Origin of the sequence: Gibbsiella quercinecans (assembly GCF_002291425.1) — a bacterium.
Lineage (GTDB): Bacteria > Pseudomonadota > Gammaproteobacteria > Enterobacterales > Enterobacteriaceae > Gibbsiella > Gibbsiella quercinecans.
In genome coordinates, this window is the sequence record NZ_CP014136.1 from 2,677,968 (window position 1) to 2,692,685 (window position 14,718).

Below are 14,718 nucleotides of genomic sequence, written 5' to 3' on the forward strand. Positions count from 1 at the left end.
TAACTGCCAGGACAATGATAGCGCGATTATAAGATAAAACGACTCAGATCTTCATCCGCTACCAGCGCATCCAGATGATTACCGACGTAATCGGCGTTGATGATGATGGATTCGCCGTTACTTTCACTGGCGCTGAAGGAAATATCTTCCATCAAACGTTCCAGCACCGTATGCAGACGGCGCGCACCGATGTTTTCCGTGCGTTCGTTAACCTGCCATGCGGCTTCGGCGATGCGGCGGATACCGTCGGCGGTGAAGTCGATGGTAACGCCTTCTGTCGCCATCAATGCCTTGTACTGTTCGGTCAGCGACGCATTCGGCTCGGTGAGGATGCGTTCAAAGTCTTCGGTGCTCAGCGCCTGCAGCTCAACGCGGATCGGCAGGCGGCCCTGCAGTTCCGGGATCAGATCGGACGGGCTGGCCACCTGGAAAGCGCCGGAGGCGATGAACAGGATATGGTCGGTTTTCACCATGCCGTGCTTGGTGGACACGGTACTGCCTTCCACCAGCGGCAGCAGATCGCGCTGCACGCCTTCACGGGACACATCCGGGCCGGAAGCGTTGCCGCGTTTACAGATTTTATCGATCTCATCAATAAACACGATGCCATGCTGTTCAACGGCTTCGATCGCCAGCTCTTTCAGCTCTTCCGGGTTCACCAGCTTGGCGGCTTCTTCTTCCACCAGCAGCGTGAAGGCTTCCTTGATTTTCAGCTTGCGCGGCTTCTGTTTTTGCCCACCCAGGTTTTGGAACATCGACTGCAGCTGGCTGGTCATTTCTTCCATGCCCGGCGGCGCCATGATCTCTACGCCCATCGGGGCGGCGGTGAGATTGATTTCAATCTCTTTATCGTCCAGTTGGCCTTCACGCAGTTTCTTGCGGAAAGACTGACGGGCGGTCGACGGTTCCTGCTCTTCAGCCTGGCCCCAGTTGTTTTTCGCCGGCGGGATCAGCACATCAAGGATCCGCTCTTCCGCCATTTCTTCTGCACGGGTGCGGTTTTTCTCGATTGACTGCAGGCGAATCATTTTCACCGCGGCGTCGGTCAGATCGCGGATGATAGAGTCGACTTCTTTACCCACATAGCCCACTTCGGTGAACTTGGTGGCTTCGACCTTGATGAACGGCGCATTGGCCAGTTTTGCCAGACGACGGGCGATTTCGGTTTTACCGACGCCGGTCGGGCCGATCATCAGGATGTTTTTCGGTGTGACTTCGTGACGCAGCTCATCGTTGAGCTGCATGCGGCGCCAGCGGTTACGCAGTGCGATAGCGACGGCACGCTTGGCCTGGCTTTGGCCGATAATGTAGCTGTCCAGCTCGCTGACGATCTCGCGCGGGGTCATTTCAGACATAGTATTCGGTCCTTACGCTTTGGAAGGCAATTCTTCAATAGTGTGGAAATGGTTGGTGTAAATACAGATGTCGCCGGCGATGCCGAGGGATTTCTCGACGATGTCGCGGGCGCTCAGCTCGGTATTTTCCAACAGCGCGCGGGCAGCTGCCTGGGCATAAGGGCCGCCGGAGCCGATCGCGATTAAATCATTTTCAGGTTGAACGACGTCACCGTTGCCGGTGATGATCAGTGACGCATTTTCATCAGCCACGGCCAGCAGCGCTTCCAGCTTACGCAGCATGCGATCGGTGCGCCAGTCTTTCGCCAGCTCAACGGCGGCCTTAACCAGGTGGCCCTGATGCATTTCCAGCTTGCGTTCGAACAGTTCGAACAGCGTGAAGGCGTCAGCAGTACCCCCGGCGAAACCAGCGATGACTTTGTCGTTGTAAAGGCGGCGCACTTTTTTCACGTTGCCTTTCATCACGGTGTTACCCAAAGTGGCCTGGCCATCACCACCGATAACTACCTGGCCGTTACGGCGTACGCTTACAATTGTTGTCACGAGCAGACCCTCGTATAAAACGGAAAGAAGTCCCCGTAGCGGCTGCTTGCGCAACCGTTACGAGGCATATTGAGAATATAGATGGGGGGGGATTGAGACTTTTCAACCCCCAACGGCGAGGGGAATGCAACTTGACATGCCGATGCCCTTCAGGCGCGCCAGCGTTTTGTCTGCCGTGGCGCGGCTGCTGTAGGGGCCGAGAACTACGCGGTTCCAGCCACCGCCAGCGGTGATACGGCTTTCAAGGCCTTCAAACGCCAGCTGCGCGCGCACAGATTCAGCCTGATCGGTGGCGCGGAATGAGCCACACTGCACCATCCAGCGTTGTTTCTGCTCGGGTTTCTCGGGTTTCTCTTGCTTCGCCGTTTCCTGCTTCGCTTCCGGCTTGGGTTGCGGTTGCGGTTGCGGTTTTGGCGCAGGCGCAGGTTTAGCGGGTTGCACCGGTGCCGCAGGCGCCGCCGTGGTGTTACTGTTAAACGGATTACGCTGTGTATTCACCTGGGGCTGCGATTGCTGTTGCTGTTGAACCTGCTGTTGCCGCTGTAACTGCTGTTGTTGCTGTTGCTGTTGCTGGCGGCTGTGCTGCTGCGCCTGGCCCGGATCGTTATACGGCACTTCATTAAGCTGTGTTGGGCGCTGTTGCAGATCGGCCTGCATTTGTTCCAGCAGTTGGCGCTGTTCCGGCGTGAGCTGGGTCTGCGAATTGACTTCCCCACCGGCGGAAGGTTCTGTTGGGGTTTGTACGCCAATCTGGCGGTTTTCCAGCTCTTTGATATAGCGCCAGCGTTCTTCCGGCTTCGGCGGCAGGTTGCTGCCTGGGCGGGTGCTGTGCGCAGGCAACAGCGGCGCTTCATCCGGCTTATTGTGCGTAATAAAATAGAGGCCACCGATAAAGATCACCAGCAGGGCAACGGCAAGCGCCACCACGGTTTTGGATACCTTCGGAGAACTGCGTTTTTTACGGCTGGGGGTTTTGCGCCGCGCTCCTGAGCGCCCGCGGCTTACATAGTCTCTCTGTGCCACTATTTCCGCTATATCCTGATGGGTTAAGAGCCTATCCTCTAGGCTATTTTATTTGCCATTTTGAAGCCGGGCCGGGCACAAGCCCACTGGTGAGGTGTTTCCACACCGGCCGTCTTCACACTGTATATAACCAATAACGGTGCCCATTGCATCAGCGCCGGGTTCGTTATGTTACTGAACTCTAAAATATTTGACTAGCGTTTAGGCGCAGCCGTGCTACCCCTGATAACCAATTCACTTTCTAATAGCCGCGATTCGCTGGATACCGCCTGGCCGTGCAGCTGTTCCAACAGTAGCAGCATCGCCTGTTGGCCAATCTGGTAGCGCGGCTGCGCTACGGTGGTTAATGGCGGATCGCAATACTGCGCCAGCTTGATATCGTCGAACCCGATGATGGACAGATCTTGCGGCACGCGCAGCCCCAGTTTTTTCGCCTGCGACAGCACGCCAATCGCCATGACATCGCTGTGGCAGAAAATCGCCGTTGGCGGCTTCGGCAGCACCATCAGCGCCGCCAGCGCCTGGGCACCAGCCTCATAGGTGAAATCACCCCGGCTAATATAGCTGCTTTCGACGGTAATGCCATTACGCCGTAGCGCCTGGACGTAACCCTGCAGCCGGTAATGGCTGAGCGGCATATGCTCCGGCCCCGCCACACAGGCAATCTGCCGGTGGCCAAGTTGGTGCAGGTAATGCACGGCTTCGAATGCGGCGGTCAGGTTGTCAATGTGCACCGTCGGCAGTTCAAGTTCCGGGGCAAACTCGTTGGCCATGACCATCGGCGGCAGATTACGCTGCTCTTCCTTACTGGCGTCAAAGGGCAGATTGGAACCGAGCAGCAGCATACCATCAATCTGCTTGGTAATGATCAGGTTAACAAACGTACGCTCCTGCTGATTTTGCTGGGCGCAGTCGCCGATCAGCACCAGATAGCCCTGTTGCGCGGCGGTTTGCTCGATCCCGGTGATCACATCTGCGAAGAAGGGATCGCAGATATCTGGGACGATCACCAGGATGGTGCGGGATTCGTTGCGTTTTATATTGCGCGACAGGGCATGCGGGGAATAGCCCACGGCCAATACGGCCTGTTCCACTTTCTGGCGCGTTGGCGTCGACACTTTTTCCGGATTCATCAGCGCACGCGACACGGTTGCCGTCGAAACGCCCGCCATTTCGGCTACGTCTTTCATGGTGGCCATCGGTAATTCTTTTTTGTACTCCAACGCCTATCTCCTTGCGCCAGCCCCGTGCTAACGCGATGACTTCAATGTACTCACCTCGCCTGGCGTATGGGCGCGCGTTTGCACGCAGTGCCCACGATTGCGGTGATAAAACGCCTGCGCTGACATTCTAAACAGATTGCGCGTTGCTTTTGTTACCTAATTTTCAGAAAAAAGGTGAGAACCGGAAGTTTTTTCGCGTTTACTCGCAATTATTAAGGGTAAACGCCAGCATTTGGCTGCCTGAATCGGACTTTTCCGGCTTAGCTGTCGATCGGGTCGACGTCCAGTGACCATTTCACTTTGCGCGCCTGCGGCAGCGTGCCGACTAGCGGCAGCGTGCTTTTCATCAGGTGCTGCAGGACGCGCCGTGACGGATGCTGCAGCAACAGCTGCCAGCGGAAACGGCCGCCGCGTTTTGCCTGCAGCGCCGGCACCGGCCCCATCACCCACAGCGCTTCGTCTTTCAGCGGGCTGGCTTCCAGCAGATTGCGCAACTGCTGGAGGAACTGTGGCGCCTGCTGGTTATCATGATCGTCCGCGCGCACCAGAATATGGCTGGTGTACGGCGGCAGAAACACACTATTGCGTTCCGCCAGCGCCTGGCTGGCAAAGGCGTCGTAGCCCTGTTGCAGCAGGATTTGCAATAAAGGGTGCTCTGGATGGTGGGTTTGCAGCAGCACCTCGCCCTGTTTGCCGGCACGGCCCGCGCGGCCGGACACCTGGGTATACAGCTGGGCGAAGCGTTCCGCAGAGCGGAAGTCGGCGGAAAACAACGCGCCGTCGACATCCAGCAGGGCAACCAGCGTGACATCGGGGAAGTGGTGCCCCTTGGCCAGCATCTGGGTGCCGATCAAAATACGCGCGCCGCCACGGTGAATCGCCGCCAGGTGTTGCTCCAGCGACCCTTTACGGCTGGTGGTATCGCGATCGATGCGGGTTATCGGCATCTCCGGGAACAGCGGGGCCAACTCATTTTCCAGTTGTTCGGTGCCGATCCCTACGGACACCAGGTTGGTTGAGCCGCATTGGGGGCACTGGTGAGGCACCGGGCGCTGGCTGTCGCAGTGGTGGCAACGCAGCTGGCGGTGGTTTTGGTGCAGCGTGTAGTAGCGATCGCAGCGCTGGCACTCGGCTATCCAGCCGCATTCATGGCACAATAGCGCTGGCGCGTAGCCGCGGCGGTTGAGGAACAGCATCACCTGATTGCCGGCCTGCAGATGGTGGCGCATGCTTTTCAACAGCGGTTGCGAAAGGCCGAAGGTTAACGGCAGCCCTTTAAGATCGATCAGGTGCTGCGCGGCGGCCTTGGCGTTGCCGGCCCGCTGGGTCAGCCTGAGCTGGCGGTATTTGCCGAGCTGCACGTTATGCAGGGTTTCCAGCGCCGGCGTGGCCGAGCCCATCACCATCGGCACATTCTCTTCGTGGGCGCGAAACACCGCCAGATCGCGAGCGTGATAGCGCCAGCCTTCCTGTTGCTTGTAAGAACTGTCGTGCTCTTCGTCAATGATGATCACGCCAAGGCGGGCAAACGGCGTGAACAGCGCTGAGCGGGTGCCGATCACGATCGCCGCTTCGCCGCTGCGGGCGCGTAGCCATACCGCCAGCCGTTCGCTGTCATTAAGGCCGGAGTGCAGAACTTCTACCGGGGCGTTAAAGCGTTCGCGAAAGCGGGCGATGGTTTGCGGCGTCAGGCCGATTTCCGGCACCAGCACCAGCGCCTGTTTGCCCTTCGCCAGAATGTTTTCCAGTACGCTGAGATACACTTCCGTTTTGCCGGAGCCGGTGATGCCTGCCAGCAGCCAGGCGCTGAACCGATCGTCTTCGCTACGAATGGCGCCCACTGCGGTGGCCTGCTCGGTGTTAAGCCGTAGCCGGTCGCCCAGCACGGCAAAACCGGGCCGCCAGTCTTCCGCCGCTACCGTTTGGGCGCGCAGATCGGCCAGGCCTTTGGCCCGCAGCGCTTGGAGCGCGGGCTCGGTCAGATCCAACTCATTGACCTGATGGCGGTATATCGGGCGCTGCAACAGAGCGGCCATTGCCTGCTGCTGTTTGGGCGCGCGTTTGAGGCTGGCGATCGGCGTGGCCCGCCCCTGTTCGGTCGCGAACCATTGCCACAGCGGTGCGGCCTGCGCCGGCTTGCCCTGGCGTAGCAGGATGGGCAGGGCATGGAACAACACTTCGCCGAGGGGGTGATGGTAGTAATCACTGGCCCAGCGTAGAATACGCCATAGGTGGTCAGAAAATAGCGAAGCGTGATCGAGCGTGCTGTCGATAGGTTTCAGCTTTTCCAGCGGCAGTTCGCTGGTTTCACTGTAACCGGTGACGATGCCAATGGCGCGTTGTTTGCCCCACGGAACGCAAACGCGCGCACCAACGACCGGCTGCAAGCCTGGCGGCAGCAGATAATCGAAGGTGCGGGCGAGGGGTACCGGTAATGCAACGTGAACAACGGGCATGGAGTCATCCAGGATGAAAAAATTGTCGGTTAGTTTACACGGATGGCTGCTGAATGTACGGATCCGATTGCGCGCCACTTTTTATTCTGTATAATTTGCCGCCTTTGGTATTGACAGGTTGCGCTGCACGCTTGTGGGCCGCCTGGTATCAAAACCTTTTTATCAACCACGTGTGGTGTCTGGCGAACAGGGCTGGATAGCGACACGGCCTTAACTGAGGTTTCCCCATGAAACAAGGTATTCACCCAAAATACGAAGAAGTTACTGCTAACTGCTCTTGCGGTAACGTGATCAAAATCCGCTCTACCGTGGGTCACGATCTGAACCTGGACGTTTGTGGCGCATGCCACCCGTTCTACACTGGCAAGCAGCGTGATGTTGCTACCGGTGGCCGCGTTGACCGCTTCAACAAGCGTTTCAGCGTACCTGGCGCTAAGAAATAATCTTTCTTGCGATCAGATAAAAAGGCGCCGTCGGCGCCTTTTTTCGTTCTGCCGCCGGCGTTTGCACCGCGGTAATCAATATTCCCAGGTATCGGGATCCACACCCAGCTCACGCATCAATATCTTTGCTGCTTCCGGTATTTCATCGCTGCGCTCTTTGCGCAGATCCTCATCATTCGGTAGCGGCTGGCCGGTAAAGGCGTGCAGAAACGCTTCGCACAGCAATTCACTGTTGGTGGCATGCCGCAGATTATTGACCTGACGACGAGTGCGCTCGTCGGTGAGGATCTTCAGGACCTTCAGCGGAATGGATACCGTGATTTTTTTTACTTGTTCACTTTTTTTACCGTGTTCAGCGTAAGGGCTGACATACTCGCCGTTCCACTCAGCCATGGGACACCTTAAAATTTGTCAGAAAAATTACCATATTCTAAAAACCGGCCAATTATGCCCGATCTTCACTGCGCTCACTAATGAATGTCAATAACGCCGCCAAGGTTACTGTACGCGAGTGGTTAATAGACTCAAATTATGCGTATCGCGTTAACACTGCGCCGTCACAATAAATCGCTATACCTTACTGCACGTTGCCGATACATCGGCTTTGTTGTTCGGCCTATTCCTGGGCCACACCCTGGCGGCGGCTTCCTGCAACCCGAATTATTTTGGGTATATAATGTTAGCGGGTATTGCGCCTGCGCTCAATCTATACGCAAAGAAGTTTAGATGTCCAGATGTATTGACGTCTATCGTCACTACGATTAATCTTTAGGCTTCACTCACTCGCACTCCAACAGCCGGATAATCCTTATGACGCGTAAACCAGCCACGATCGCCGTACGCAGCGGCCTGAATAATGACGAACAGTACGGCTGCGTTGTCCCGCCGATTCACCTTTCCAGTACCTATAACTTTACCGATTTCAATCAGCCGCGAACCCATGACTACTCACGTCGCGGCAACCCCACGCGCGACGTGGTACAGCGCGCGCTGGCGGAACTGGAAGGCGGCGCAGGGGCGGTAATGACCGGCAGCGGCATGTCAGCTATTCATCTGGTCACCACCGTATTGCTGCAACCGGGCGATCTGCTGGTGGCGCCGCACGACTGTTACGGCGGCAGTTACCGTCTGTTTGACAGCCTGAGCAAGCGTGGCGCCTATCGCGTGCTGTTTGTGGATCAGGGTGATGAAGCGGCGTTGGCGCAGGCGCTAGCGCAAAAACCCAAGCTGGTGCTGATCGAAAGCCCCAGCAACCCACTGCTGCGGGTGGTGGATATCGCCGCCATCTGTAAAGCCGCACATGCCGCCGGCGCGTTGGCGGTGGTGGATAACACCTTCCTCAGCCCGGCGCTGCAGCAGCCGATCGCGCTCGGCGCCGATCTGGTGGTGCATTCCTGCACCAAGTACCTGAACGGGCATTCAGACGTTGTCGCCGGTGCGGTGATCGCCAAAGACCCCGATTTGGCGGTAGATTTGGCCTGGTGGGCGAACAACATTGGCGTGACCGGCGGTGCGTTTGACAGCTATTTGTTGCTGCGTGGGATGCGCACGCTGGCGCCGCGTATCAAGGCGGCGCAGCAAAACGCCGAAGCGATTGTCAGCTATCTGCGCCAGCAGCCGCTGGTGAAAAAACTTTACCATCCTTCTCTGCCGGAAAACCCGGGCCATGAGATCGCACGCCGCCAGCAGCGCGGGTTTGGCGCGATGCTCAGTTTTGAGCTGGATGGCGATGAAGCGCTGTTGCGCCGTTTCCTTTCCGCGCTTGAGCTGTTTACGCTGGCGGAATCCCTGGGGGGCGTTGAAAGCCTGATTTCCCATGCGGCCACCATGACCCACGCCGGGATGTCGGCGCAAGCGCGCGCCGCGGCGGGGATTTCCGAAAGTTTGCTACGGGTTTCCGTAGGGATTGAAGACAGTGACGATCTGATTGCCGATCTGGAACACGCATTCCAGGCTGCGGCAGCGAGGTAAGCATGAATGCAATTGTGACGGCAGGGGCGGAAAGAGGGCGCCAACTGCATAAATTCGGTGGTAGCAGCCTGGCGGATGCTACGTGTTACCGGCGGGTGGCGGGCATTATGGCCGAATACAGCCAGCCGGGCGATCTGATGGTGGTTTCGGCCGCCGGCAGCACCACTAACCAATTGATCAGTTGGCTGAAGCTGAGCCAGAGCGATCGTCTTTCCGCCCACCAGGTGCAACAGGCATTGCGCCGCTATCACAGTGAGTTGATCGGCAGCTTGCTGCCGCCGGAAATGGCAGAACCGCTGATCGCCGCGTTTATCCACGATCTGGAACGCCTGGCCGTGGTGCTGGACGGGCGAATTGACGATGCGGCCTATGCGGAAGTGGTCGGGCATGGGGAAATCTGGTCGGCCCGGCTGATGGCGGCGCTGCTGAATAAGCTGGACATGCAGGCCGCCTGGCTGGATGCGCGTGACTTCCTGCGCGCAGAGCGCACCGCTCAGCCCCAGGTTGACGAAGCGAGCTCTTCTCCGCTGTTGCAACAACTGATGGTGCAGTATCCGGGCCAACGCCTGGTCGTCACCGGGTTTATCTCGCGCAACGATGCCGGCGAAACGGTGCTGTTGGGGCGCAACGGTAGCGACTATTCCGCGACCCAAATCGGTGCGCTGGCCGGGGTGTCGCGCGTGACCATCTGGAGCGATGTGGCCGGTGTTTACAGCGCCGATCCGCGCAAGGTGAAAGATGCCTGCCTGTTGCCTTTGCTGCGCCTGGATGAAGCCAACGAGCTTGCACGCCTGGCGGCCCCGGTGCTGCATACGCGCACGCTGCAGCCGGTTTCCGGCAGCGATATCGATTTGCAACTGCGTTGCAGCTACCAGCCGGAACAAGGTTCCACGCGCATTGAACGCGTGTTGGCTTCCGGCACCGGTGCGAAAATCGTCACCAGTCATGATGATGTGTGCCTGATTGAACTGACCGTTGCCCCACAGCATGACGTTAAACAGGTGCAGCAGGAGCTCGATCGCGTGCTCAAGCGCACCCAGGTTAAACCGTTGGCGGTCGGGCTGCACCCGGATCGCCGCCTGATCCAGCTTTGCTACACCTCGGAAGTGGTGGGCAGCGCGCTGCGCATCCTGCAGGAAGCCGCCTTGCCGGGCGAGCTGCAACTGCATGAAGGCCTGGCGCTGGTGGCGCTGGTGGGCGCAGGCGTGTGCAACAACCCGCTGCACAGCCACCGTTTTTATCAGCAGTTGAAAGACCAGCCGGTGGAGTTTATCTGGCAGGCGGAAGACGGCATCAGCCTGGTGGCGGTGCTGCGCCAGGGGCCAACCGGGCTGTTGATTCAGGGGCTGCACCAAAGCCTGTTCCGCGCCGAAAAACGCATCGGCCTGGTGCTGTTCGGCAAGGGAAATATCGGTTCCCGTTGGCTGGAGCTGTTTGCGCGCGATCAGGAAAGCATTTCGGCCCGCAGCGGTTTTGAATTCATCCTGGCGGGCGTGGTGGATAGCCGGCGCAGCCTGTTGAACTATGATGGGCTGGATGCCAGCCGCGCGTTGGCATTTTTTGAAGAAGAAGCGCAGGACCTGGATGAGGAATCGCTGTTCCTGTGGATGCGCGCTCACCCGTACGATGATCTGGTGGTGCTGGATGTCACCGCCAGCGAAAATCTGGCGCAGCAGTATCTGGATTTCGCCAGTTACGGTTTCCATGTCATCAGCGCCAACAAACTGGCGGGGGCTTCCGGCAGCGATAACTATCGCCAAATTCGCGATGCGTTTGCTAAAACCGGGCGCCACTGGCTGTATAACGCCACCGTTGGCGCGGGCCTGCCGGTGAACCACGCCGTGCGCGACCTGCGTGATAGCGGCGACAGCATTCTGGCGATCAGCGGTATTTTCTCCGGCACGCTGTCTTGGTTGTTCCTGCAGTTTGACGGCACCGTGCCGTTCACTGAACTGGTGGATCAGGCATGGCAGCAAGGGCTGACCGAGCCGGATCCGCGGGTCGATCTTTCCGGCCAGGATGTGATGCGCAAGCTGGTGATCTTGGCGCGCGAAGCAGGTTACGACATCGAGCCGAGCCAGGTACGGGTTGAATCGCTGGTGCCCGCCAGCGTTGAGCAGGGCTCCATCGATCAGTTCTTTGAGGACGGGGAAGAGCTTAACCAACAGATGCTGCAGCGTTTTGAAGCGGCCAGCGAAATGGGGCTGGTATTGCGCCATGTTGCGCGTTTCGATGCCCACGGCAAAGCGCGTGTCGGCGTGGAAGCCGTGCGCCCGGATCATCCGCTGGCGGCACTGCTGCCCTGTGACAACGTGTTTGCCATCGAAAGCCGCTGGTACCGTGATAACCCGCTGGTTATCCGCGGCCCGGGGGCTGGGCGCGACGTTACTGCCGGCGCCATTCAGTCAGACCTTAACCGTTTGGCCCAGTTGCTGTAATGCCTCTCTGGGCGCCCTCTGTGGCGCCCTGCTGCATCTCGCCGTTCCCTTCTTGCCGGGCATCATGAAATTTTCTCGCGTGGTTCGTGAGGATAAATCATCGCCTATTCCCGGGTTTCCTGTTGACTGCCTGAGCAATATCCGGCATTTTCTATCTAGACGTCTAAACGTATAGACGCTTATCAAAAACAGCGATCGATAAGAGGCAGGGTATGAGTTTTTTTCACGCAAACCAGCGGGAAGCGCTGAATCAAAGTCTGGCGGAGCTGCATGGCCAGATTAACGTGTCGTTTGAGTTTTTCCCGCCGCGTACCACTGAGATGGAAGACACCCTGTGGCAGTCCATCGATCGCCTGAGCAGCCTGAAGCCGAAATTTCTGTCTGTGACTTACGGGGCGAATTCCGGCGAACGCGATCGCACCCACAGCGTGATCAAAGGGATCAAAGAGCGCACCGGGCTGGATGCGGCGCCGCACCTGACCTGCATCGATGCCAGCCCGGCGCAGCTGCGTGAAATCGCGACCGATTACTGGAACAGCGGTATTCGCCACATTGTGGCCCTGCGCGGGGATTTGCCGGCAGGCGGCGGCAAGCCGGATATGTATGCGGCCGATCTGGTGACGTTGCTAAGAGAAGTGGGCGACTTTGATATTTCCGTGGCGGCTTACCCGGAAGTGCATCCAGAAGCGAAAAGCGCCCAGGCGGATTTAATCAACCTGAAGCGCAAGATTGACGCCGGCGCCAACCGCGCAATCACGCAGTTCTTCTTCGATGTGGAAAGCTACCTGCGTTTCCGCGACCGTTGCGTAGCCACTGGTATTGATGTTGAAATCGTGCCCGGTATTTTGCCCGTGTCCAACTTCAAGCAGTTGCAACGTTTCGCCACCATGACCAACGTGCGCGTGCCAAGCTGGATGACCAGTATGTTTGAAGGGCTGGATAACGATCCGGAAACGCGCAAAATGGTCGGCGCCAATATCGCCATGGACATGGTGAGGATCCTGAGCCGCGAAGGGGTAAAAGACTTCCACTTCTATACGCTGAACCGCGCCGAAATGAGCTACGCCATTTGCCACACCCTGGGCGTGCGCCCGGTGGCGGCGGCCTGAGTTCATCCCTGCAATTCCCCCGCAGCGCTGTGCCATTGGCACGGCGCTTTTTGGTTTCTGGGTTCAGCCCAATGAGATACGGCTGGGTGAGGTGCCAAACAGCTGCCTGAAGGCGTAAATGAATGCCGAAGGCGTGGCGTAGCCAATCGCCAGGGCGACCTCGGTGACGGACAACCCCGATCGCAACAACGCCAGCGTGCCCAGCAGGCGCATACGCTGCCGCCACGTGTGATAGGGCAGGCCGGTAGCGCGCAGGAAATGGCGAGAGAAGGTGCGTGGTGACATGTGCGCTGCACTGGCGGATTGCGCCAGCGTGTGCGGCAACTGCGGCGCTTTCTGGATCGCCAGGCAAACCTCCAAAAGCCTGGGGGCGGTTGGGAAGGGCAGGTTGAATGGGGCATCGGGCAGCGCCTGCAGTGAATCAAGCAATACGCCTACCTTGCGGCCCTCCGCGCCTTGTTGGTCATAGCAGACCGGAAGCTGCGTACACGCATGGTGGATGAAGGCACGAACGAAATCATCCACCTTCACCACCCGCAGACGGCGATCGGCCATGGCGATCGCCGCCCGTTCGATATACAGGCTTTCCAGCTCCACATCTTCCCCTACCCAGAGACTATGCTCGCACCCCGGCGGTAGCCACATGCCGTAATCCGGGGGTAAGGTCAGTGCGGTTTCCCCGGCTTGCACCTGCATTAATCCCTTGCGGGCGAATAAGAACTGCCACCAGTGGTGCCGATGGCTTTCGATATGTGTTCCGGCACCAATGTGGTAGGCGCGCAGATAAACGGGGCGCGGCAATGTCTTCAACGGCGAGGTGGAGGCAAGGCGCCACTCCCGGCGGTTGGATCGTGGCGGCGTAGTGGAAGCAGGCATTTGGCAGTTAGTCGATGTCATTGGGCGATTTGTCGAAAGATTACACCCGATAAGCGCGCTAACCTACTGCCATTTGGGAAAGGGGAAAGTGAGCGTGGTGAAATATTCAACCTTATTGCCGTGGCTGATGGTTTTCGGCGCGGGCCTGTGCCTGCGCACCGGCATTTCATCGCTGGCGCCGGTGCTGGGCGCCATTCAGGAGCAACTCTTGATTGCCGGCGGCGCGCTTGGGTTGCTGACGGCGGTGCCGGTGATTTGCATGGGGCTGCTCTCCCCATTGGGCTATATCGCCTATCGTCAGTTTGGCTTGAAGCGCGCGATGCTGCTGGCTTTTGGCATCCTCATTCTGGGGCTTTCCCTGCGCCTGGCGGCGCAGAGTTATGGTGTGCTGCTGTTGACGGCGGCCCTGGTTGGCATCGGCGATGCCATCATCCGGCCGTTGCTTAGCGGTTTTATCAAGGAAACGTTTCATGATGATAAAGCCCCGGCAGCGATGGGGTTGTACGCCACCAGTATGGGGGTGGGATCGGCCATTGCCGCCTATGCAACGCCGTTGCTGGCCAACATGGCGGGGGGTTGGCAGGCCGGGCTGGCTTTCTGGGCGCTCCCCGCCGTTGCCGCCGCCGGCCTGTGGGCGGTTTGGCCTGCTGCGCGTGGGGCGGTAGCATTGCCCGCCGTTGTCACGCACCGGCCGAAGCGAAGGGTAGTGGTGTGGCTGGCCTTATTTTTCGGCCTGCAGGCTGGGATTAACTATACGGTGGTGGCATGGTTGCCCAGCCTGTATATGGCCTCTGGCTTTACTCCGCATGCCAGTAGCGCGCTGATTGCGTTGTTTCTGGCGCTGCAAACGGCAACCAGCCTGTTCTTCCCCCTGCTCCTGCGTGGGGCACGGGTGGGCGTCGTAGGTGCAATGGGGATATTCACCGCGCTGGTTATCGCCGGCACGCTGATGCTGTGGTGGTTGCCGCAAACGGTGTGGGGCGCGGCGGCCCTGCTTGGGCTGGGCACCGGCGGTCTGTTCCCGCTCGCGCTGCTGCTGCCGCTGGCATTTTCCGCATCAAAACATGAGGCCACGCGCCTGAGCGGCCTGACGCAGTCCGCGGGTTATCTGTTCGGCGGCATGATGCCATGGATTGCCGGCGCCGCCGCCGATGGCTTTGGCGTGGTATCGGGCGTGGCGGTACTGGCGTTGCTGATGGGGCTGGGGTTGATCGCCGTTGTGGTGCTGGTGCGTGCAAGCTATCGCGAAAATAAAACGGCCCTGCAAGCAGGGCCGTAAAA

Annotated in this window: 12 protein-coding genes; 5 read left to right on the forward strand and 7 right to left on the reverse strand. The window is 58.8% G+C overall.

Going from position 1 to position 14,718, the window contains the following annotated elements:
• Positions 1-26: 26 nt before the first annotated feature.
• From hslU to priA, 5 genes are all read right to left on the reverse strand, one after another.
• The gene (gene hslU, locus ACN28Q_RS12420; RefSeq protein WP_095846632.1) at positions 27-1,355 is read right to left on the reverse strand and encodes an ATP-dependent protease ATPase subunit HslU; all 1,329 of its coding nucleotides are present in this window, start codon (positions 1,353-1,355) and stop codon (positions 27-29) included.
• A 12-nt stretch (positions 1,356-1,367) separates the two neighbouring features.
• Entirely contained in the window at positions 1,368-1,898 is a 531-nt protein-coding gene (gene hslV, locus ACN28Q_RS12425; RefSeq protein WP_095846633.1) for an ATP-dependent protease subunit HslV, read from the reverse strand.
• Positions 1,899-2,000: 102 nt separating this feature from the next.
• Complete coding sequence (ftsN, locus tag ACN28Q_RS12430; protein ID WP_095846634.1) at positions 2,001-2,921, reverse strand: cell division protein FtsN; 921 nt, start codon at positions 2,919-2,921, stop codon at positions 2,001-2,003.
• Positions 2,922-3,115: 194 nt separating this feature from the next.
• Complete coding sequence (gene cytR, locus ACN28Q_RS12435) at positions 3,116-4,144, reverse strand: DNA-binding transcriptional regulator CytR (protein ID WP_095846635.1); 1,029 nt, start codon at positions 4,142-4,144, stop codon at positions 3,116-3,118.
• A 260-nt stretch (positions 4,145-4,404) separates the two neighbouring features.
• Complete coding sequence (gene priA / locus ACN28Q_RS12440; protein WP_095849014.1) at positions 4,405-6,600, reverse strand: primosomal protein N'; 2,196 nt, start codon at positions 6,598-6,600, stop codon at positions 4,405-4,407.
• Between the two features lie 227 nt (positions 6,601-6,827).
• Here priA and rpmE point away from each other — a divergent pair, with 227 nt between their 5' ends.
• Positions 6,828-7,043: a 50S ribosomal protein L31 gene (gene rpmE, locus ACN28Q_RS12445; protein ID WP_037425558.1), complete on the forward strand. Its 216-nt coding sequence runs from the start codon at positions 6,828-6,830 to the stop codon at positions 7,041-7,043.
• A gap of 75 nt (positions 7,044-7,118) precedes the next feature.
• On the opposite strand, the gene metJ is transcribed toward rpmE, so the two are convergent.
• Positions 7,119-7,436, reverse strand: a complete 318-nt coding sequence (gene metJ, locus ACN28Q_RS12450; protein WP_004392248.1) for a met regulon transcriptional regulator MetJ — start codon at positions 7,434-7,436, stop codon at positions 7,119-7,121.
• A 417-nt stretch (positions 7,437-7,853) separates the two neighbouring features.
• On the opposite strand from metJ, the gene metB reads away from it, so the two are divergent.
• From metB to metF, 3 genes are all read left to right on the forward strand, one after another.
• A complete protein-coding gene (gene metB / locus ACN28Q_RS12455; RefSeq protein ID WP_095846636.1) occupies positions 7,854-9,014 on the forward strand; it encodes a cystathionine gamma-synthase in 1,161 nt (386 codons plus the stop codon).
• Positions 9,015-9,016: 2 nt separating this feature from the next.
• Positions 9,017-11,452 (forward strand): bifunctional aspartate kinase/homoserine dehydrogenase II, encoded by a 2,436-nt coding sequence (locus ACN28Q_RS12460; RefSeq protein ID WP_095846637.1) that lies wholly within the window; start codon positions 9,017-9,019, stop codon positions 11,450-11,452.
• A gap of 212 nt (positions 11,453-11,664) precedes the next feature.
• Positions 11,665-12,561 (forward strand): methylenetetrahydrofolate reductase, encoded by an 897-nt coding sequence (gene metF / locus ACN28Q_RS12465; protein WP_095846638.1) that lies wholly within the window; start codon positions 11,665-11,667, stop codon positions 12,559-12,561.
• A 63-nt stretch (positions 12,562-12,624) separates the two neighbouring features.
• Here the strand turns inward: metF and ACN28Q_RS12470 are convergent, their stop codons facing one another.
• Positions 12,625-13,458, reverse strand: coding sequence for an AraC family transcriptional regulator (locus ACN28Q_RS12470; protein ID WP_230469548.1), 834 nt, complete (start codon positions 13,456-13,458; stop codon positions 12,625-12,627).
• Positions 13,459-13,531: 73 nt separating this feature from the next.
• Between ACN28Q_RS12470 and ACN28Q_RS12475 the strand changes: the two genes are divergently transcribed.
• Entirely contained in the window at positions 13,532-14,716 is a 1,185-nt protein-coding gene (locus ACN28Q_RS12475) for an MFS transporter (protein WP_230469549.1), read from the forward strand.
• Positions 14,717-14,718: the final 2 nt, after the last annotated feature.

What these genes read in the sequence shown, in the direction of transcription:
- ACN28Q_RS12460 (WP_095846637.1), top strand. Translation starts at nt 9,017, where the DNA reads ATGAATGCAATTGTGACGGCAGGGGCGGAAAGAGGGCGCCAACTGCAT.
- ACN28Q_RS12470 (WP_230469548.1), bottom strand. Translation starts at nt 13,458, where the DNA reads ATGACATCGACTAACTGCCAAATGCCTGCTTCCACTACGCCGCCACGA.
- rpmE (WP_037425558.1), top strand. Translation starts at nt 6,828, where the DNA reads ATGAAACAAGGTATTCACCCAAAATACGAAGAAGTTACTGCTAACTGC.
- metF (WP_095846638.1), top strand. Translation starts at nt 11,665, where the DNA reads ATGAGTTTTTTTCACGCAAACCAGCGGGAAGCGCTGAATCAAAGTCTG.
- hslU (WP_095846632.1), bottom strand. Translation starts at nt 1,355, where the DNA reads ATGTCTGAAATGACCCCGCGCGAGATCGTCAGCGAGCTGGACAGCTAC.
- metB (WP_095846636.1), top strand. Translation starts at nt 7,854, where the DNA reads ATGACGCGTAAACCAGCCACGATCGCCGTACGCAGCGGCCTGAATAAT.
- metJ (WP_004392248.1), bottom strand. Translation starts at nt 7,436, where the DNA reads ATGGCTGAGTGGAACGGCGAGTATGTCAGCCCTTACGCTGAACACGGT.
- priA (WP_095849014.1), bottom strand. Translation starts at nt 6,600, where the DNA reads ATGCCCGTTGTTCACGTTGCATTACCGGTACCCCTCGCCCGCACCTTC.